Below are 18,663 nucleotides of genomic sequence, written 5' to 3' on the forward strand. Positions count from 1 at the left end.
AATCCGTGCGATGCGTGCCGACGGTACAGCCGGGTCCGGGAAGCTCACCCCCCTGGAAATGCAAGGTAAAGCTGCACGCCAGAGGGCACCCATTCCCACGCGCGAGCCCTAATGTCATGCGACGCAGAAGCGTGTAAGCGGAAAGGAAATCCGGATGACCACGATCATCAAGGTCGCGTCCGTGCCCGTGCTCGACCGGGGCGGTGCCGTCGTCACGACACCTCTCGTCACGACGCCGTCGGCGGGCGGGGAGAACCGGATCACCAGTGGGATGAGCGTGTATCCGGTCGGCTCCGGGGCGCCGTTGCACTCGCACAACTGCGACGAGCACGTGACCGTCCTGGAGGGCCGCGCGGAGGTCGTGGCCGACGGCGAGGTGACGAAGCTGGAGCAGTACGACACGACGTACGTCCCCTCGCCGATCCCCCACCTGTTCCGGAACATCGGCGACACCCCGCTGCGCATCCTGTGGGTGTACTCGTCGGGGTACGTCACGCGGACGTTCACGGAGACGGGGAAGACGGTGGAACACCTGTCGGCGGAGGACCAGATGGGCTCCGACGACTAGCCGAGCCGACTGGCCTCCAGCACGACCTCGGCAACATGTGCGGGCTGTTCGACCAGGACGAGGTGTCCCGCGTCGGGCACCGTGACCATACGGACCTGCGGGCAGGCCTCCAACTCGCGTCGCTCTGCGTCCGTCAGGCCGATCTCGTCGTGGTCGCCGCGCACCACCCAGGCCGGGACGCCGGACGCGCACAGCCGGGTGACCAGGGCCCGGTGCCGGTCCAGATATTCGTAGTAACGGCGCACGATCCGGCGGCAGTTCACCGGATCGCTGCCGCCCAGCACCTCCGCCAAAGCCTGTGCCCGCTCGGGCCGCAGGCGTTTCCGCATGTCCTTCTTCATGGCCACGGGCAGCAGCTTGAGCATGCCGGTCCAAGCCAGGTTCCCGAATAGGGGCACCCTGCCGAGTACGTCCATCACGGCCAGGAACGTCGCCTCGTCGCCGCGCGAGAAGGTCGGTGACAGCAGGACCAGGGGTCCCGTGAAGAGCCCGGCCGCGGCCATCTCGATCGCCACGTTGGCCCCGAGGCTGTGGCCCACGACGACGTCGCTGCGGGCTTCGGCCGCGTACCCCGCCATCAACCGGGCGTAGTTGTCCATCGAGACGTCCGCGGGCGCCTTCGTAGGCCCGAAGCCCGGCTGCGTCACCGCCGTCAACTCCAGGCCGGCCAGGGCCGGTTCGGCCATCACCTCGGCGTAGAACTCGGCCGTGCACAGGCCGCCGGGGATCATCAGCACCCTGCTCGCCGCATCGGTCGGTCCCGCCCGCCGTACATCCCAGCTCTCGGTCATGTCGTAGAGCGTGACGCCGTCTCCTGCGACGGTCCGCGACCCTGCTCCGTACGCGGCGTGTCGTTCCCCCTGAGCCGGTGCACGGATCGGACGCCGGCCCCCGCATCCCCTGCGGTGGCCGGCGTCCGGTCCTGTCCGTGTGCGACTCCTGCCGGTCAGTGGGTGCTGACCAACTCCTGCTCCACGCCGGTCCGTTCGGCCTGCTTCGAGCTGCGCAGGGCCGCGATGCCGATGAACACCATCGACGACAGACCGGCGATGGCGAAGGACGTGAAGCCCCAGTCGCCGTTGCCCGAGGCGAGCAGCTGGCCGCCGAGCCACGGGCCGAAGACGGCGCCGAAGCGGCCCATGCCGGAGGTCCAGCCGACCGCGGTGGCGCGGTTGTCCGGGGTGGAGCGGATGGAGACGGTCGCGTAGATCATCGTCTGGGCGCTGTTGAGGAAGACGCCGGTGAGGAAGACGACCAGCATCGTCACGGCCTGGTTCATGTGGACACCGAGCAGGAAGACGCCCACGGCGGTGAGCGCGAACCAGATCGACGAGATGCGCGGGGCACCGAAGCGGTCGGCGGCACGGCCGGCGGCGAGCATGCCCACGATGCCGCCGAGGTTGAAGACGACGACGAAGGTGAGGGCGTCGGCGAGCGCGTAGCCCTCGGAACGCATCAGGGTGGGCAGCCAGGTGGCGACGCCGTAGACGAGGAGCAGGCCGCCGAAGGAGGCCAGCCAGTACAGCAGGGTCTGGAGCCACTCGCCGCCGCGGAAGAGGGCGAGCAGCGCGTCCCAGCGGTCGGCCGCGGTCTTCTTGCCTGTCGCGGCGGGCAGTTGGACCTCGAAGCGTTCGGCGAGGGCGTGGGCCTCGTCGGTGCGGCCCTTGGCGACGAGGAAGCTGAGCGACTCGGGCAGGAACTTCAGCAGCACCGGGACGAAGAGCAGCGGGACGACGCAGACCCAGAACGCGGCGCGCCAGCCGACCGGGTCCACCAGCCACTTGGCCACGTAGGCGGAGAGGATGCCGCCGGCGTGGTGGGCGGTCATCAGCATGCCGATGGTGAGGGCGGTCCGGCCGCGCGGGGCGTAGTCGGAGACCATGCTGATCGCGGTGGGCAGCAGACCGCCGAGGCCGACGCCGGCGAGGGTGCGGCCGAGGCCGAAGACCTCGACGCTGCCCGAGACCGCGCAGATGCCGGAGGCGAGCGAGAACAGCGTCACACAGCCGATCATCAGCTGTTTGCGGCCGATCCGGTCCGCGACCGTGCCCGCGGTGAGGGCGCCGACGAGCATGCCGAAGGTGGCGTAGCTGCCGAGGTCGCCGGCCTGGTCGGCGGTGAGGCCGAAGGTCTTCGTCTCCAGCAGGTGCGGCAGCACCGAGCCGTAGATGAACATGTCGAGGCCGTCGAAGAGCACGGCCAGCCAGCACAGACCGATGACCAGGAGGGCCAGTCTGCTGGCGCGCGCGGACACGGCCGGCGCCGGAGATGAGGAGGGGGAGGAAGACATCGTTGGTTACCTCTCGTGCTTGGTGCGCTAGACGCTAAGGAGCCACCTCTGGATAGTCAACGTTTTTGTCAACAATCTCATCGACAATCGCGGAGGGGGTGACTCCGGTGGCTCTTGCGCGCCGCTCAGGCGACCGGCGGAGTCCCGTGCGTGTGGAAGGACTCGATGGTCTTCAGGCCCCAGGCCTGCCCCTTCTTCCGCTCGCCCTCGGTCCAGGTGATCAGCGGCCAGTCGGGCGCCAGGACGAGTCGGGTGAGCGGGTTGCACAGCTCGATGCGGTTGCCGCCGGGCTCGTAGACGTAGAGGAAGAACGTCTGCTGGATGGCGTGCTTGTGCGGGCCCGTCTCGATGAACACACCGGTGTCGATGGCGAGATCGGCCGCGCGCAGGACGTCTTCGCGGGTGTCGGTCGCGAAGGCGATGTGGTGCAGCCGGCCGGTCGAACCGGTCCAGTCTTCGGTGTAGACGACGTCGTACGACTTGTTCGTGTAGGTCAGCCAACGCGCCGCGATCCGTCCGCTGTCGAGCTGGATCTGCTCCGTCGGCCGGGCGCCCAGCACCTGTTGCTGGAACTCGGCGCTGGCGAGCACGTCCGCGGCGAGGAAGTTGATGTGGTCCAGCCGCCGCACGCCCACGCCCCGGTTGGGCTTGGCCTGCGGCTGGTTCTTCAGGGCGGGGCGCTGAGCGTCAGGGCACAGATAGTGCTCGCTCTCCCAGTACAGGGCGTGCTCGTGGCCGTCCGGGTCGGTGGTGACGTAGAGCTTGCCGATGCCGGGTTCGTCCTCGACCCACCTGCCGGTGCCGCCCGCCTCCCCGATCGCCTCGATACGGCGCTGGAGGGCCTCCTCGCTGGAGGTGCGCAGGGCGAGCCGGCCGAGGCCGGGCTGTTCGCGGGCGGTGAGGACCAGGCTGTGGTGCTCGTAGTCGTCGTAGGTCCGGAGGTAGACGGTGTCGCCGTCCTGGCCGTTGACGGTGAGGCCCAGGTAGTCGGTGAAGAAGGCGACACTGGCGTCCAGGTCCGGGGTGAAGAGCTGGGCGTGGCCGATATGGGCGATGTCACCGAGCGGCGGAGCCATCGTTGCCTCCAAGGGGGCGTGCGGGTGCGGGAGTTGGGACGGCGGGCCGGGGGAAGACCGTGCCGTCGAAGATCTTGCGTGCGGTGCGGACGACCGCCGTTCTGCGGACCGCGGGAGCGGAACCTGCGGATCCGGCGTCCACGCTAGTTTCGATGTCTAGGAATCCGCCGGGATGTTCGATGCGAATTCGGTCACTTTGTTCTGGTACCTCCGCGATGCCCTCCCCCACCCCGCCGGGGACGAGGAGCCCCGCCGCCACGCTCGCGGCGCCCAGGACTCCGATGGAGGTGTGGCAGCGCACCGGGATGAAGGTGCGGGTCATCACCGCGCCGCCGTCCGTGGGCGGTGCGAGCAGGCTGAGCTTGGGGATCGTGGCGTGCTCGACGTCACCGAGGCCCATCAGCTTCCCGGCGGCCAGGCGGATCTCCCGCAGGCGGTCGGCGAGAGCGAGGTTCTCTTCCAGGTCGGTGGGCGTCTCGTACCCCGTGACGTCCAGTGCAGCGGCCGGGATCAGGACGACCGGCATGCCGTTGTCGACGCACGTCACCTCGGTGCCCGCGACCACGTCACGGACTCGGCCGGTCGGAAGCAGCGGGTTTGTGCCCTGCGGGAATTCGATCACCACGGGCGCCGCGGTTCCAGGTACGCCGGATATCTCCGCGGTGCCGGTGTAGTCGACCCGCCCGCCCGGAGTCGGAAAGCTGGCGATCGCCAGTTCCCCGGTGTTGAGCATCCGGATGCGGACGGAGGTCTCACCGTCACCGGGGGCCACGATCCCCCGCTCCACGGCGAACGGGCCTATGCCGGCGAGGATGTTGCCGCAGTTCTGACGGTCCGTCACCTCGGGGCGGTCGACGGCGACTTGCAGGAACAGGTAGTCGACGTCGGCCTCGGGGTCGGCCGAGGCGGAGACCACGCCGACCTTGCTGGTCAGCGGGTGGGCGCCGCCCAGGCCGTCGATCTGGCGCGGGTCGGGGCTGCCCATGACGCGCAGCAGCAGGTCGTCGCGTTCGGCCGGGTCGGCGGGGAGGTCCTCGGCAAGGAAATAGGCGCCCTTGGAGGTGCCGCCGCGCATCAGCATGCAGCGGACCTCCGCGGGCCCGGTCACGACCCGGCTCCGGTGTACTCCTCGTACGACCGGTACTCGACGCCGAGTCGCTTGAGGGTGTCGCGCAACCCGTAGCGGTCCAGGCCGAGTTGGCCCTCCAGGAAGGCGGCGCGGGTGGCCGCTTCCTTGGCCTCGCGGGCCTCGGACTTCTCGGCGGTCTCGCGGGCCTTCTCGCGCGGGACGACCACGACGCCGTCGTCGTCGGCGACGATCACGTCACCGGGGCGGACGACCTGGCCGTCGATGGCGATCGGCACGTTGACCGAGCCGCCGGTGGCCTTGACGGTGCCCTGCGACGAGACGGCGCGGGACCAGGCGGCGAAGCCCATGTCGCGCAGTTCCTGGGTGTCGCGGATGCCGGTGCCTAGGACGACTCCGCGCACCCCGCGCTTCTGCAGCGCGGTGGCGAAGAGCTCGCCGAACAGGCCGTCCGTGCACGGGGAGGTGGTGGTGACGACGAGGATGTCGCCTTCGCCGCACTGCTCCACGGCCGCGTGGATCATGAGGTTGTCGCCGGGCCAGCTGAGCACCGTGACCGCGGTGCCCGCGACCCGAACTCCCTGCTGCACAGGGCGGATTGACGGTCCGAGAAGACCGGTGCGGCCCATGGCCTCGCTGACGGTGGCCACACCGAAGCCGGCCAGCGCCTCGACGTCCTTCGCGTCCGCCTTCGGGGGGTTGGTGACGATCACGCCGCCCATGGTTATGCCAGCTCCTTCGCGATCTGCGGGTACGGGCGCATGTACGCCTCGGCCATCGTCTTGTGGGCCAGGCCCAGGTTCGGGCCGGCGTTGCGCTTGAGCTGGACGCCCCGTCGTACGGCCAGGTCGGTGTAGTAGTCCCACAGGTGCTGCTGGGCGCCGAGGCACTCCATCGCCTTGCGCTTGGTGTCCCAGACCTCGGTGATGTCGAGCAGGACCTCGGGTTTGAAGCCGCTCATCTCGGGCTGGTGCGGCTCGAAGTAGAAGACCGGCGGGGCCCCGATGATCTCGCCCTCGCCGGGGTAGCCGATGGCCTGCGCGAGGACGCGGGCCTCCAGCGCCATCCGGTTGGCGGCCGGGTGGTCGCCGTTGTACGGGTCCTCGGTGGGGTGGGTGAGCACGACGTCGGGCTGCGTGGCGCGGTAGACCTCGACGAGCTTGTCGGTCAGCTCGGCGGTGGCGACCAGGGGGTAGTCGCCCGCGTCGAAGAAGTGGACCTCGGCGCCGAGGGTGGCCGCGGCGCGCTCGGCCTCGTCCCGGCGTATCGCCTTGATCTCGTCCAGCTTCTTGCCCTCGCGCCAGGCCTTCGCGGACTCGCCGCGCTCGCCGAAGGTCAGACAGGCAATAGTGACCTTCTCGCCGCGGGCGGCGGCCAGGGCGATGGCTCCGCCCGCCCGCCAGACGAAGTCCCCGGCGTGCGCCGTGACGACGAGTGTCGATCGTGGGGTGGCGGGCGCGTTGCCGTGCGTCATGACTCGAATCTCCTTGATGGACAGGTGTGCGCCCGCCCCAGGTGTGCCGATCGGCCGCGCGTCAGTCGCGCAACGCCTCGATCACACTGGTGAGATGGGCGCGGACGGCCGCCTCGGCCGCCTGCGGGTCCCTGGCCGTGATCGCCTCGATCATCGCCAGATGCTCGCTCAGGGACTGCTGCGGACGCCCCGGCCGTAGCGCCAACTGGAAGCGGTGACGCACCAGTTGGGCATTGAGCCGCTCCAGCAGGGCCACGGCCGTCTGCTGGCCGGAGAACTCCCGCACCTTGTCGTGCAGTTCGTGGTTGAGCTCGGAGTAGGTGACCGGCTCGCCGTCGGCCACGGCCTTGGTCATGGCCCGGCCCAGGTCCGCCAGTTCGGTCAGCTGGTCGTCGCCGGCCGCGACGGCCGCCTTGGCCGCGCACAGTCCTTCCAGGACCATGCGGCACTCCGTGATGGCGACCGCTTCCTCCACGCTCACCACCCGCACCCGGGAACCCCGGTTGCGGATCCGCTCCACCAGCCCCTCGGCCGCCAGATCGATCAGCGCCGCCCGGATGCTGGCCCGCGTCACATCGAACTGCTCGGCGAGTTCGTTCTCCACCAACCGCTGCGCCGGTGCCATGTCGCCCTGCAGGATCGCCTGCCGCAGCTGCGCGAGCGCATGCTGCTTGGCCTGCTCCCCGGTGCTCGGACGGGCTTCTTTCGGCATCGTTGCCCTCCTGAGTGAGTGCCTGTCGAACCTAAATCTAGCCAAACAAGATTGTCAACAATTTTGTCCGCCGTATTGCAGGCGTGCTTCCGCCCATACTTACCGCAGACACGCCACTGCCCGCCCATGGACCGGCCATGGACGGGCAGTGGACAGCGGATTTCTACGACCTTCTCATACTGTCCACGGCTTGTGACGGCTGGTCGTCGGGCAGCTTGTCGGGCGCGTGGGCGCGGTAGTCGGCCGCGCCCTTCTCCTGGGGGTAGCGCTGCCGGTACGTCTTGGTCGGGAGCCGCAGTTCGAACTGGATCTGCGGGGCGACGGTGCCCTTGACGTCGCAGTACTCGTACGCGTTCGAGCCGCTCTTGGCCACCACGCTCGCGGAGGCGACGAAGGTCGCCGCGTCGTCGAGCGCGCCGAAGTCCTTCCGCAACAGGTCGGCGCAGGAGATCTTCGGTTTGGTGACCGGCAGGTCCTTGCCCACATCACCCCTTGCGATGGGGCTGGTGGACACCCTCGTGACGCTCGCGCGCGCTCGCGTCGGCGTCCGCCGGGAACGTGTCGGGCAGCAGCGCGAGGCCGGTGACCAGGGCCGCGGCGATGACGGCCACCAGGAGGACGATCCTCGTCCGTTTCGGCGAGTGGGCTTGACCAGGGCTCAGGGTGTCAGCGTCGAGCCGGCCCCCGGCGAGGCCACCACCGTGGGCCGCAAGGGTGACCGGCTCAGGCCTCGCGGTAGAGCGCGGTGAGCAGTTCCAGCACGGGCTGGGTGGCGGGGTGCGGGTCGTCCTTCCACCAGGCGAGCCGTACGGCGATGGGCTCGCCGTCGCGCACGGGGCGGTAGACGACTCCGGGCCTCGGGTACTGGTTGGCGGTCGACTCCGCGGTCATGCCGACGCTGCGGCCGGTGGCGATCACGGTGAGCCAGTCGTCCACGTCGTGGGTGTCCTCGGTCGCCGGGCGCGAGTCGGGCGGCCACAGGTCGGCGGTCGTGGTGCCGGTACGGCGGTCGACGAGGAGGGTGCGCCCCGCGAGGTCGGCCAGCCGGACCGAGCGGCGCCGGGCGAGCGGGTCGTCGGAGGCCATCGCGCACAGTCGTCGCTCCAGTCCGACGATGGCCGACTCGAACCGCCGGTCGTCCAACGGCCGGCGCACCACGGCGAGTTCGCAGGCGCCTTCCCCGAGGCCGGCGGTGGCGGAGTTGACGCGGACCAGGTGCAGGTCGGTCTCCGGGTGCGTGCGGCTCCAGCGGCGCTGGAAGGGCAGCGTGTGACGGCCGAGCGCCGACCAGGCGTAGCCGATACGGAGATGGGTGTGGCCCGAGGTGGCGTCTCGGACGAGGTCGTCGGCCTCGGCGAGCAGCCGCCGGGCGTGTGCGACCACCCGCAGCCCGGTGCCCGTCGGGGTCACCGCCCGCGAGGTGCGCCTCAACAGCCGTACGCCGAGGGCGCGTTCGAGCGAGGCGAGGGTGCGGGAGACGGCGGCCTGGGAGACGCCGAGCATGGCGGCGGCGTCGGTGAAGGTGCCCTCGTCGACGATCGCGACGAGACACCGCAGCTGTCGCAGCTCCAGATCCATGACTCCAGCGTATAGATCGCCCCGCTGTTGCATTTTGCGCAAGTGCCGATCAGGCGCACGATCGGACCATGCCTGGAGCCTCCTCAGCGACAACTCCCTTGCGCACCAAGCCACATGGCACCCCGCAGCCGTCCCGCGTGGGCCTGGCCGGGGTCGCCACCATGGCCGGCAGCGGGCTGTCCAACCAGCTCGGCGCGGCGATCGGCTCCCTCGCCTTCCCGGTCATCGGGCCCGTGGGGGTCGTCGCGGTGCGCCAGTACGTCGCAGCCGCCGTCCTGTTCGCCGTGGGCAGGCCCCGGCCGCAGGAGTTCAGCCGGCGACAGTGGTGGCCGGTGCTGCTGCTGGCCGTGGTGTTCGGGACGATGAACCTGTCCCTGTACACCGCGATAGACCGCGTCGGCCTCGGCCTGGCGGTGACGCTGGAGTTCCTGGGTCCGCTGTCCATCGCGCTGGCCGCGACCCGGCGGCGCGTGGACGCCTGCTGTGCGCTGATCGCGGTGGCGGGCGTGGTGACACTGATGCGGCCGCGCCCCTCGGCCGACTACCTGGGCATGGGGCTCGGGCTGCTGGCCGCCGGGTGCTGGGCGTCGTACATCCTGCTCAACCGGACCGTCGGCCGCCGCATCCCCGGGGCGCAGGGTTCGGCGACGGCGGCCGCGGTGTCCGCGCTGATGTTCCTGCCGGTCGGGATCGTCGTCACGGTCCGGCATCCGCCGACCCTCACGGCGGCCGCGTGTGCGGTGGCGGCCGGGGTGCTCTCGTCGGCGGTGCCGTATCTGGCCGATCTGTTCACGCTGCGCCGGGTGCCGGCTCCGGCCTTCGGGCTGTTCATGAGCGTCAATCCCGTGCTCGCCGCCGTGGTCGGGTGGATCGGTCTCGGGCAGCGGCTGGGCTGGGCGGAGTGGGCGGGCATCGGTGCCGTCGTGGCCGCGAACGCGCTGAGCATTCTCACCGCGCGGGACTGAACGACCGCAGCACGCCCGCCCTTGTCATTCGGCGAGGACGTCGCCCATGTCACTGTCCTCCCGCCACTCCCTGAGCAGCGCGTGGAACTCGACGGGTCCGCCGCCGTACGACTCGCTGCGCTCGGAGGGCCTCCCCTCGCTGTTGTAGTAGCCGGGGGTGCACTCGGCGAGGAACGCGTAGGTGTCCTGCGCCTTCTCCCGGATCGTGGCGATCCACGCGGTCTCCGCATCGGCGGTCGGCTCGACGTACCGCGCCTGGCGCTTGCGGGCCTCGGTGACGACCCCGGCGACGTGCGTGGCGCGTTCGTCGAGGATGTGGACCATGTTCACGGCGGAGGCGCTCTGGATCGAGCCGAACTGGAAGAGGTTCGGGAAGCCGTGCACGGTCACCCCGTGCAGCGTCCTCGGCCCGTCCGCCCAGCGCTCCGCGAGGGTCACCCCGCCCCGGCCCCGGATGTCGATGCCCATGCGCTGGGCAGACCCGACGCTGAGGTCGAACCCGGTGGCGAAGATCAGGCAGTCCACCTCGTGGGCCACACCGCCCACCACCACGGCGTTCTCGGTGACCCTCTCGACGCCGCCCTGGTCGGCCGTGTCGACGAGCGTGACGTTGGGCCGGTTGAAAGTCTGGAGGTAACTGTCGCTGAACGTGGGCCTCTTGCACATGTACCGGTACCAGGGCTTCAGCGCCTCGGCGGTCGCCGGGTCCTCGACGAGCTCGTCCACCCGGTCCCGCAGCTCGTTCATCTTCCGGAAGTCGGCGACCTCGGCCGTGTCCGCCGAGCCCGATTCGCCGCTCCCCGACAGAAGCGTCCGCAGCAGCGCGGCACTTGTGGTCCAGCCGTCGTCGACCAGGTCCTCGGCCGCGCCCCCACCGGCCACGTGCGCGAGGAAGTTGTCCCTACGGCGCTGCTGCCAGCCGGGAGTGAAAGTCTGCGCCCACTGCGGATCGGTGCGCCGGTTGCCGCGTACGTCGACGGAGGACGGGGTCCGCTGGAACACGTACAACTTCCGTGCGTCGCGCCCGAGATGGGGCACGACCTGGATCGCGGTCGCGCCGGTGCCGATGAGCCCGACGCGCTTGTCGGCGAGCCCGGTCAGGCCGCCGTCCGCGTCGCCGCCGGTGTAGCCGTAGTCCCAGCGGCTGGTGTGGAAGGTGTGGCCGCGGAAGGTCTCCATCCCCGGGATGCCGGGCAGTTTGGGACGGCTGAGGGTGCCGAGTGCGACGACCACATACCGGGCCTTGATGCGGTCGCCCCGGTCGGTGGCGACGTGCCACTCCAACTCGCCCTCGTCCCAGGTGAGTTCGGTGACCTGGGTCTGGAAACAGGCATTGCGGTAGAGGTCGAAGTGGCGCCCGATGGCGCGCGCATGCTGCCGGATCTCCTCCCCCGGCGCGTACTTCCACCCGGGGACGTGGCCGACCTCCGCCAGCAGCGGCATGTAGATGTACGACTCGATGCCGCAGTGGACACCGGCCTGGCGCAGCCGCGCGGCGGCGAGCAGACCGCCGAAGCCCCCGCCGACGATCGCGACCTCGACACGGTCGGAGAGCGGTTCGCGGGTGAGGTCGGTGTCGGCGTAGGGGTCGTCCGCGTAGTAGCCGAACTCACCGATGTTGCCCCGGTATTGGGCACTGCCGTCCGGGCGGATACGGCGGTCGCGCTCGGCCCGGTACTTGGCGCGCAGCGTCTCGGGGTCGAAGCCGAGGCCGGCGTGGGGGCGACGGACATGCTGGTCCTCTCTGCGGTTGTCGAGGGTGTGATGCGGTACGACAGACCGGACGCCGGTGTCCGTGGGGTGACAGGCGTCCGGGGTGGGTCGGTCAGTGCCGCATGTGCCGGCGGACCCAGGCGGCCTGTCCGCCGTCGACGAGCAGGTCGGTGCCGGTGATGAACTGGGCCTGCGGGCCGGTGAGGAAGGCCACCGCGTCGGCGATCTCGTCGGCTGTGCCGGTGCGTCCCGCTCCGCAGTCGTCGAGCATCTTGAGCATGTGCCCGCCGTGCGGCGACTCGGCCTCGGCCTTCGACATCGCGTCGGCCTCGATCTCCTCGCCGGTGCCGAGCCGTACGCCCTCGTCGGTCACCTTCGGTGACGGAGACACCGGTGCGCAGGTTCACGCCGTGGTCCACGTGCGCCTGCGCCAGCACCTGCCCGACCTGCTCGCCGACGGCGTGCGCCAGCGGCACGGGGGCCGGTTCCAGCAGGGTGACCTCGGCGCCGAGACGCCAGGCCACGGCGGCGGCCTCCGCGCCGAGGAACCCGGCGCCGACCACCACCAACTTCCGCCCTGGACCCAGCCGTTCACGCAGCATGAGCGCGTCGTCGAGCGTGCGCAGCACATGCGCGCCCTCGCCCGGCAGCCGCCGGGGCCGCACCCCGGTGGCCCGTCGTACGCCACCTGCGCGCCGTCCGAGAGCCACACCTCCTGCGCGGCGAGGTCGAGCGCGGTCGCGGCGACACAGAGCCGCAGGTCGAGGTCGTGCCCGGTCAGGTCGGCCGGGGTGCGCAGGGCGATCCGGTCGGGTTCCCATTCGGCGGCGAGGACCTGCTTGGAGAGCGGCGGGCGGTCGTAGGGCAGGTGCGGTTCATCGCCCACGAGGGTCAGCGTGCCGGTGTAGCCCTCGCGGCGGAGTGTCTCGGCCGCCGCGAGTCCGGCGGCCGAGGCTCCGACGACGACGATCCGTGTCACCGCTCCACCAGTCGGATGGCCGCGGCCGGGCAGACCGCCACGGCTTCCCGTACGTCGTCGAGGAGTTCGGCGCCGGGCTGCTCCTCCAGGAGGATCGCCACGCCGCCCTCGTCACGCTGGTCGAAGACGTCGGGGGCGGCGACCACGCACTGCCCGGAGGCGACGCATTTCGGTTCGTCGAGTTCGACCTTGATGGCTGGGTCCTTTGCTCTCGGTTCGTTCGTGAGGGGGGTGGTCACCAGGCGACGGGCAGGCAGGCCACGCCGTAGGTCGTGCCGGTGCGGTCGAAGGTCAACTGCTCGCCGGGGGCGGCCAGTCGGAGGGTCGGGATGCGGCGGTAGAGGGTGCCGTAGACGACCTGGAGTTCGAGGCGGGCGAGGTTCTGGACGAGGCACTGGTGGGGGCCGTAGCCGAAGGCCTGGTGCCGGCGGGCGGACCGGGTGATGTCGAGGCGGTCGGCCTCGGGGAAGGCCTCGGGGTCCCAGTTCGCGGCGTGCAGGTCGAAGATCATGCCCTCGCCGGCGCGGATGGTGACGCCGCCGATCTCGATGTCCTCCTTGGCGACGCGGCGGACGCCGGTCTGCACGATGGTCAGGTAGCGCAGCAGTTCGTCGACCGCGTCGGCGATGACCTTCGGGTCGTCCGTGTCGCGCACCAGGGCGAGTTGGCCGGGGTTCTGGAGCAGGGCGAGCGTGCCGAGGCTGATCATCGTGGCGGTGGTCTCGTGCCCGGCGACGAGCATGGCGACGCCCATGTGGACGGCCTCGGTGCGGGTCATCTCACCGTTGTCGACGCGCCCGGCCATCTCGGACAGCACGCCCTCCGCCGGGCTCTCCAGCCTGAGCCCGATGACCTTGTCCAGATAGGCGACCAGCGCGCCGCCCGCCGCCCGCGCCTCCTCGGGCGACGCGGCGCTGTCGAGCGCGATGCTGCTGTTGCGCTGGAAGAAGTCGTGGTCCTCGTACGGCACTCCGAGCAGTTCGGCGATGACCAGCGAGGGGACGGGCAGCGCGAGCGCGGTGAGCAGGTCGGCCGGGTTGGGACCGGCGAGCATGTCGTCGATCAGCTCGTCGACGATCTTCTGGATGGGGGCCCGCATGGCCTCTATCCGCTTGACGACGAACGGCGCGTTGACCGTCCGGCGCAGCCGGGTGTGCTCGGGCGCGTCGGTGTTGGTGATCATCCGCGGGGTGTGCGGGGCGATCTCGGCGCGGTGCGCGTTGACGTAGGGGAAGCCGGCTTCCAGGTCGTCGTCGCTGACGGGGGGTCGGTGAGCAGGGCGCGCTGGTCGACGTGGCGGGTGATCAGCCAGGGCGTGGCGCCGTTCCAGATGCGGACGCGGCTGATCGGTTTCCCGTCGCGCAGCCCGTGCACGGCGGGCGGCGGGGCGAGGGGGCAGCGCGCGTCCCGCCGCATCGGGTATTCGGGGGCCGCGGCCGTGCCGGGCGGGGTGTCGGTCAGGGTGTCGGCCATGTCTCTCCTCGGTGGTGGGGGGCTCTGCGTGGGGGCGAGCGCCGGGGTACTGGGATCGAGACCTCGATGAGCACATGCAAACAGAGCGGGCTGACGCCTTCCGGTCAGTTCCCTGACAACGACCTGACGCGGCCCGGATCACACGTCAGCACTGTTGCAATGAACCGGACAGAGATGCCAGCGAGAGTCAACTCACATGAATTGACGGTGAGTTGACCGACGAGGACGTGACGCCACCGCCTCACGAACGCAACAAGAAAAGGAACGTGCCACGTCACCGTGACACCGCCCCGCACCCCGCTTCACAGGGTGTCCATATTTGCTCCGCGCATCCCTCGCAACTCCCCTGTGGGGCACTCACGCGCTCACGCCTCACCGGCCGCCCGTCCGAGCCAGTAGCCGAAGCCCCGGCGTGTATGGACGAGCGCCGGTCCTTCCTGGTCCACCTTGCGCCGGAGGCGGGAGAGGAGCTGCTCCATCGCGTTGTCGCCGCGGAAGTCGCCCCAGACGTACCGGCTGATCTGCTCCTTGGACAGCACCTTGTGCGCGTTGACGAGGAGGTGGCGCAGCAGCCGGTACTCCGCGGGCGTGAGGTCGAGGGTGCGCCGTCCGCGCCGCGCCTGGCAGGTGGTGTCGTCCAGGACGAGGTCGGCGTAGTGCAGCGCGCCGTCGCGTCCGCCGCCCCGGCCGCGCAGTAACACCTGGATACGGGCGAGCACTTCGGCGATCCGGAAGGGCTTGGTGACATAGTCCCGTTCCCCCGCGCCCAGTTCGGGCAGCAGCTTGTCGAGGGCGTCCCAGCCGGTGAGCAGGAGGACGGGCGGGCGGTGCGTGACGAGTCGGCGGCCCTGAGCGAGGGCGCCCATCTCGGGCAACTCCGCGTCGATGACGACCAGTTCGAACCGCTGCTCCGCGAGCCGGGAGACCACCTCGGTGCCGTTGCCGGCCGTCCTGATCCGGTAGCCCGCCAACTCCAGTGTCGTGGAAAGGAGTTCGGCGTTGTCCGGGTCGTCCACGGCGACGAGCAGATGCTGCCCGCCACCGCGGGCGAGTGATCGTGCCTCACTGATGCTGTCGTACGTGGACATGAGCGTCTCCCTACCGTTCTGCTTGCCTGACTCAAGCAATATACATTCGATTGCTTGAGTCAAGTAAGTCAGATACGCTTGCCTAACTCAAGGAAGCCCGCCGTGAGGGTGGGCCACCAGGAGTCAGGAGCACAGCTGAGCCCTCGCTCACCAGAACCGGGGCCGCCTTAGCGGAAGGCGGCCCCCGCGCCGAACCCGTGGGGACGGGGGTCGGCGCCGTCCCGGACCCGGTCGCCGGCCACTCCCCCAGATCGGCGCCGGGTCCGCGGACAACCCCTCTCCCCCACCTCGGGATGACCGCGGCGGACCCGCGAAGAACCAAGGAGTACGCCATGCACGGCATCGGTCTCGAAGGTCGCAGTGTCATCGTCACCGGCGCGGGGTCCGGGATCGGGCGGGCCGCCGCGCTGCAGTTCGCGCTCGCGGGTGCCGAGGTCGTGGTGGCGGACCTCGACCGGGCGGGCGCCGAGCGGACGGTCAAGGAGATCGAGCACGACGGCGGCTCCGCCGTGCGTGTCGTCGGCGAACTGAGCGAGCAGGCGGTCGTGGACGAGGTCGTCGCCACCGCCGTCGACGCGTACGGCGGGCTCGACGTGCTCATCAACAACGCCGGGATCATGGACCGGATGTCGGCCCTCGCGGACACCGGCGACGCCGAGTGGGAGCGGGTCCTCCGGGTCAACCTGACGGCGCCCTTCCTGCTCACCCGGGCCGCGCTGCCGCACATGCTGGCCGCCGGACACGGCGCGATCGTCTTCACCGCCGCCGAGGCCGGCCTGCGCGGCAGCGCGGCGGGCGCCGCCTGCACCGCCGCCAAGCACGGGATCGTGGGCCTGGTGAAGTCCCTCGCCGTGATGTACCGGGCGCAGGGAATCCGCGCCAACGCGATCGCCCCCGGGGCCACCGCGACGGGCATCACCTACGACGTCGACGCGCGGGCCCACGGCCCCGGGGTGATCGGTCCCGGGCTCGTGGTCTCCTACCGGATCGCCTTCCCGGAGGAGCAGGCGGCCGCGCTCGTCTTCCTGGCCTCCGACGCCGCCCGGCACATCAACGGCGCCGTGCTGCCCGTCGACGACGGCTGGAGCGCCGTATGACGGGCACGCACGGCCGCCGCCCCGGGCGGGTCAGGGTGGCCCAACGGTCACCACGCGCCGAGGGGTTCGTGGATGCCGTAGAGGGCGCCGTCGTGCTTGAACGGGATCCTGTCGAGGTCGGTAGCCCTGCGGAGGGTGGGGATGCGGCGGTACAACGTGCTGTGGACGACCTGGAGTCCCATCCTGGTCGGCAGCCCGGGGAAGTCGAGGCGGTCCGGGTCGGCGAACAGCCGTCCCGCCGTGGTGAGGATCAACTCCCGGGTGTTGTCGAGTTCCGGCCGCGCATCGCGCCGCCGAGCAGGCGAACGTCAGGCCGCCCGCCTGCGGGTCCGGTACAGGCTGACGCCCGCTCCCAGCGCGACGGCGCCCATGCCCACGGTGGTCAGCACGGCCTGCGCGCCGTCGGTGACCAGGGGCGCGGCCGTGGCGACGAGCAGGTTGAACAGGAACAGGAACCACAGCACGGGTCTCGACGCGAGCATCGGCGTCATGGGTGGTTTCCTCCGGATCGAGAAGACTTGGATCTTGGCTGACGTGTTGCCTCAACGATTCCGTCGTCCGCCCGACGCCACGAGGGAGCGATCTCCCGGACCCGTGGTGGAGCGGGCTGCACCCGTGTCGGGTCGTCCGCTCCCGCGTGCCCGGGCCCATGCGCCTAACCTGATCTCCATGCGCGCTACCTCGCGGCAGGCAGCCCGAGCCACCCTCCAGTTGGTCGTCTCCGCCGCGATGGCCTTCGGGTCGTACATCTTCATCACCGTGCTCCTGATCACCGCGATCGCCACGGCCGCGGTGGTCGGCGCGTTCATGCTCCCGGAGACGGTGCTGCTGATACGGCGGATCGCCGGGGCCAAGCGGCAGCAGGCGGGCAGGTGGACGGGCCGGAAGATCCCCGAGGCGTACCAGCCGCTCACCGGCACCGTGCGGGAGCGGGTGCGCACGGCGGTCCGCGACCCGAGCACGCTGACCGACTTCCGCTGGTTGGTCGCCTACTACGCCTACGGCACGCTGCCCGTGCTGATGCTGCCGCTGTGGCCGCTGGGTCTGGTCGTCGACGGGGTGTGGTGCGGGCTGTTGCGCCGCCGGTCCGTCGTCCTGCCGTTGATCAGCCGGCTCGCGGATCTCGACGCGCAGTGGTCCACCGTCCTGCTGAAACCCTCCCCGAAGGCCCAACTCGCCGTACGGGTCGAGGAGTTGGTGCAGACCCGGGCGGGCGCGATCGCCGCGCACGGCGCCGAGCTGCGCCGGATCGAGCGCGATCTGCACGACGGCACGCAGGCGAGGCTGGTGTCGCTCTCCATGCGGATCGGTCTCGCCAAGCGGGCCTACGACCAGGATCCGGAGGCGGCGCGCAGGATGCTCGACGACGCGCAGACGCTGGCCGAGGAGGCGCTGACGGATCTGCGGCACGTGGTGCGCGCGATCCACCCGCCGATCCTCACCGACCGCGGCCTGGTCGGCGCGGTGCGCGCGCTCGCCGCCAGCAGCGCGCTCACCGTCACCGTGACCGTGGACGGGCTGACCGACGGACACGACGGGCCGCGGGCCCCGGCCGCGGTGGAGGCGGCCGCGTACTTCGTGATCGCCGAGTCGCTGACCAACGCGGCCAAGTACAGCGGCGCCGACCGCGCCGACGTGCATCTCGCCCGCGCCCGCACCGGACTGCGCGTCCGGGTGCGCGACGAGGGCCGGGGTGGGGCTGGGGGCCCCTCCCAGGCTGTTGGCTCTGGGGGAGAGGCGGGCGGATCGGGGCTGCTGGGCATGCGGCGCCGGGTCGCCGCGCTCGACGGCAGTGTGACTGTGACCAGCCCCGTGGGGGGACCTACCGTGATCGAAGTGGAGCTGCCGTGCGTCTGGTGAGCGTAGTTGAGGCGGAACTGTCGTGAGAGTGGTGCTCGCCGAGGACAACGCCCTGCTCAGGGAAGGCCTGGTCCTGCTGCTGACATCGGCGGGGCACGAGGTCGTGGCCATCGCCGGCAGCGGGCCGGAGGTGCTGCCCGCGCTGCTCGAACACCGGCCGGACGTGGCCGTGCTCGACGTGCGGATGCCGCCGGGCTTCCGTGACGAGGGGCTGCGGGCAGCGCTGGAGGCACGGGAGAAGATCCCGGGGCTGCCGGTGCTGGTGCTGTCGCAGTACGTCGAGGAGTCGTACGCCGCCGAGCTGTTGGGAGTCGGCGCGAGCGGAATCGGCTACCTGCTCAAGGACCGGATCGGCCGCGTGGACGAGTTCCTCGACGCGCTGGACCGGGTGGCGGCCGGGGGTACGGCGCTCGACCCCGAGGTGGTGACCGAGCTGCTCACCCGGCGTCGCAATTCCCCGCTGGACTCACTGACCCCGCGCGAGCGCGAGGTGCTCAAGCTGATGGCGGAGGGGCACGACAACACGACGATCGCCAAGACCCTGGTCGTCACGGAACGCGCGGTCAGCAAGCACATCGGCAACGTGTTCCTGAAGCTGAGCCTGCCACCGAGCGACAGCGGGCACCGCCGGGTGCTGGCGGTCCTGGCGTATCTGCAGAACGTGTGACGCGCGCCGCCGCTCGTACCCGGGGATGACACGGCC

20 protein-coding genes and 2 pseudogenes are annotated in these 18,663 nt (G+C 70.8%); 5 read left to right on the top strand and 17 right to left on the bottom strand.

Translation table 11 applies throughout. The features are described 5' to 3' along the window. Positions 1-154 precede the first annotated feature (154 nt). Complete coding sequence (locus ACGFY9_RS41310) at positions 155-568, top strand: cupin domain-containing protein (protein WP_393763122.1); 414 nt, start codon at positions 155-157, stop codon at positions 566-568. Here the strand turns inward: ACGFY9_RS41310 and ACGFY9_RS41315 are convergent. The 10 genes from ACGFY9_RS41315 to ACGFY9_RS41360 all read right to left on the bottom strand — a co-directional run bounded on the left by ACGFY9_RS41315 (position 565) and on the right by ACGFY9_RS41360 (position 8,785). Further along, the gene (locus tag ACGFY9_RS41315; protein ID WP_393763124.1) at positions 565-1,359 is read right to left on the bottom strand and encodes an alpha/beta fold hydrolase; all 795 of its coding nucleotides are present in this window, start codon (positions 1,357-1,359) and stop codon (positions 565-567) included. The two genes, ACGFY9_RS41310 and ACGFY9_RS41315, sit on opposite strands and share 4 nt — an antisense overlap. A gap of 155 nt (positions 1,360-1,514) precedes the next feature. Beyond that, on the bottom strand, positions 1,515-2,858 hold the full coding sequence (locus tag ACGFY9_RS41320; RefSeq protein ID WP_393763126.1) for an MFS transporter: 1,344 nt from the start codon (positions 2,856-2,858) through the stop codon (positions 1,515-1,517). A 125-nt stretch (positions 2,859-2,983) separates the two neighbouring features. Continuing rightward, positions 2,984-3,934: a catechol 2,3-dioxygenase gene (locus tag ACGFY9_RS41325; RefSeq protein WP_393763128.1), complete on the bottom strand. Its 951-nt coding sequence runs from the start codon at positions 3,932-3,934 to the stop codon at positions 2,984-2,986. Next, a complete protein-coding gene (locus ACGFY9_RS41330) occupies positions 3,915-5,042 on the bottom strand; it encodes a 4-oxalomesaconate tautomerase (RefSeq protein ID WP_393763130.1) in 1,128 nt (375 codons plus the stop codon). The genes ACGFY9_RS41325 and ACGFY9_RS41330 overlap by 20 nt, the downstream gene beginning before the upstream one ends. After that, a complete protein-coding gene (locus tag ACGFY9_RS41335) occupies positions 5,039-5,743 on the bottom strand; it encodes a 4-carboxy-4-hydroxy-2-oxoadipate aldolase/oxaloacetate decarboxylase (RefSeq protein ID WP_393763132.1) in 705 nt (234 codons plus the stop codon). Before ACGFY9_RS41335 ends, ACGFY9_RS41330 begins: the two co-directional genes overlap by 4 nt. Before the next feature lie 2 nt (positions 5,744-5,745). Further along, on the bottom strand, positions 5,746-6,495 hold the full coding sequence (locus ACGFY9_RS41340) for a PIG-L deacetylase family protein (RefSeq protein ID WP_393763134.1): 750 nt from the start codon (positions 6,493-6,495) through the stop codon (positions 5,746-5,748). 61 nt (positions 6,496-6,556) lie between these two features. Next, positions 6,557-7,207, bottom strand: a complete 651-nt coding sequence (locus tag ACGFY9_RS41345) for a GntR family transcriptional regulator (RefSeq protein WP_393763136.1) — start codon at positions 7,205-7,207, stop codon at positions 6,557-6,559. A gap of 163 nt (positions 7,208-7,370) precedes the next feature. Further along, positions 7,371-7,721: a hypothetical protein gene (locus tag ACGFY9_RS41350; RefSeq protein WP_393763138.1), complete on the bottom strand. Its 351-nt coding sequence runs from the start codon at positions 7,719-7,721 to the stop codon at positions 7,371-7,373. Continuing rightward, positions 7,693-7,818, bottom strand: a complete 126-nt coding sequence (locus ACGFY9_RS41355) for a hypothetical protein (RefSeq protein WP_393763140.1) — start codon at positions 7,816-7,818, stop codon at positions 7,693-7,695. Before ACGFY9_RS41355 ends, ACGFY9_RS41350 begins: the two co-directional genes overlap by 29 nt. Before the next feature lie 112 nt (positions 7,819-7,930). Then, positions 7,931-8,785 (bottom strand): LysR family transcriptional regulator, encoded by an 855-nt coding sequence (locus ACGFY9_RS41360; protein ID WP_393763142.1) that lies wholly within the window; start codon positions 8,783-8,785, stop codon positions 7,931-7,933. Positions 8,786-8,853: 68 nt separating this feature from the next. Here ACGFY9_RS41360 and ACGFY9_RS41365 point away from each other — a divergent pair, with 68 nt between their 5' ends. Continuing rightward, positions 8,854-9,750, top strand: coding sequence for a DMT family transporter (locus ACGFY9_RS41365; RefSeq protein ID WP_393763144.1), 897 nt, complete (start codon positions 8,854-8,856; stop codon positions 9,748-9,750). Positions 9,751-9,774: 24 nt separating this feature from the next. Here ACGFY9_RS41365 and ACGFY9_RS41370 read toward each other — a convergent pair whose 3' ends face one another. From ACGFY9_RS41370 to ACGFY9_RS41390, 5 genes and pseudogenes are all read right to left on the bottom strand, one after another. Continuing rightward, positions 9,775-11,439, bottom strand: a complete 1,665-nt coding sequence (locus ACGFY9_RS41370) for a flavin-containing monooxygenase (protein ID WP_393763200.1) — start codon at positions 11,437-11,439, stop codon at positions 9,775-9,777. A gap of 136 nt (positions 11,440-11,575) precedes the next feature. Further along, positions 11,576-12,442, bottom strand: a pseudogene (locus ACGFY9_RS41375) (SDR family oxidoreductase). Then, a complete protein-coding gene (locus tag ACGFY9_RS41380) occupies positions 12,439-12,636 on the bottom strand; it encodes a ferredoxin (RefSeq protein ID WP_393763202.1) in 198 nt (65 codons plus the stop codon). The pseudogene ACGFY9_RS41375 and the gene ACGFY9_RS41380 overlap by 4 nt, the downstream one beginning before the upstream one ends. Positions 12,637-12,677: 41 nt before the next feature. After that, positions 12,678-13,915: pseudogene (locus ACGFY9_RS41385) on the bottom strand (cytochrome P450). 365 nt (positions 13,916-14,280) lie between these two features. Continuing rightward, complete coding sequence (locus ACGFY9_RS41390; protein WP_393763146.1) at positions 14,281-15,003, bottom strand: response regulator transcription factor; 723 nt, start codon at positions 15,001-15,003, stop codon at positions 14,281-14,283. A 332-nt stretch (positions 15,004-15,335) separates the two neighbouring features. Between ACGFY9_RS41390 and ACGFY9_RS41395 the strand changes: the two genes are divergently transcribed. Beyond that, positions 15,336-16,100 carry an SDR family NAD(P)-dependent oxidoreductase gene (locus ACGFY9_RS41395; RefSeq protein ID WP_393763148.1) on the top strand — a complete coding sequence of 255 codons (765 nt, stop codon included), beginning with the start codon at positions 15,336-15,338 and terminating at the stop codon, positions 16,098-16,100. A 47-nt stretch (positions 16,101-16,147) separates the two neighbouring features. Here the strand turns inward: ACGFY9_RS41395 and ACGFY9_RS41400 are convergent, their stop codons facing one another. Together ACGFY9_RS41400 and ACGFY9_RS41405 are read right to left on the bottom strand one after the other, a co-directional pair. Next, the gene (locus ACGFY9_RS41400; protein ID WP_393763150.1) at positions 16,148-16,354 is read right to left on the bottom strand and encodes a hypothetical protein; all 207 of its coding nucleotides are present in this window, start codon (positions 16,352-16,354) and stop codon (positions 16,148-16,150) included. A 54-nt stretch (positions 16,355-16,408) separates the two neighbouring features. Continuing rightward, positions 16,409-16,591 (bottom strand): hypothetical protein, encoded by a 183-nt coding sequence (locus ACGFY9_RS41405; protein ID WP_393763152.1) that lies wholly within the window; start codon positions 16,589-16,591, stop codon positions 16,409-16,411. Positions 16,592-16,769: 178 nt separating this feature from the next. Between ACGFY9_RS41405 and ACGFY9_RS41410 the strand changes: the two genes are divergently transcribed. Beyond that, complete coding sequence (locus tag ACGFY9_RS41410) at positions 16,770-17,960, top strand: histidine kinase (RefSeq protein WP_393763154.1); 1,191 nt, start codon at positions 16,770-16,772, stop codon at positions 17,958-17,960. A gap of 22 nt (positions 17,961-17,982) precedes the next feature. Continuing rightward, positions 17,983-18,627 (top strand): response regulator, encoded by a 645-nt coding sequence (locus tag ACGFY9_RS41415; protein WP_393763156.1) that lies wholly within the window; start codon positions 17,983-17,985, stop codon positions 18,625-18,627. The last annotated feature ends 36 nt before the right edge of the window (positions 18,628-18,663 follow it).

The sequence above is a fragment of the Streptomyces sp. NPDC048504 genome (genome assembly GCF_043200035.1).
GTDB lineage: Bacteria > Actinomycetota > Actinomycetes > Streptomycetales > Streptomycetaceae > Streptomyces.